Consider the following 384-nt stretch of genomic DNA (forward strand, 5'->3'; position numbering starts at 1 on the left):
AGGGTGCGGGTGGTGTCGTTGGTCATGACGGAGGCGAAGAGCACCTCGCCCCAGGCGGTCATGAAGGCGTACACGGCGACGGCGACGATGCCCGGGACGGCCGCCGGGACCACGACGCGCAGCAGCGCGCCGAGCGGTCCGCAGCCGTCGACGGTGGCCGCTTCGTCGAGATCGCGGGGCACCGAGTCGAAGTAGCCGATGAGCATCCAGATGGAGAAGGGGAGGGAGAAGGTCAGGTACGTGAGGATCAGCGCGCCGCGGGAGCCGTAGAGGGCGATGCCGGTGGCGTTGCCGATGTTCACGAAGATCAGGAACAGCGGGAGGAGGAAGAGGATCCCGGGGAACATCTGCGTGGAGAGGACGGTGACGGTGAACAGGCGCTTG

General features: G+C 67.4%; 1 protein-coding gene. It reads right to left on the reverse strand.

Annotated elements, in window-relative coordinates; translation table 11 throughout:
* On the reverse strand, positions 1-384 hold a 384-nt coding region (locus G3I78_RS50730), incomplete at both ends, for an ABC transporter permease subunit (RefSeq protein WP_164437439.1).

This window comes from Streptomyces sp. SID13726, assembly GCF_010548375.1.
GTDB lineage: Bacteria > Actinomycetota > Actinomycetes > Streptomycetales > Streptomycetaceae > Streptomyces.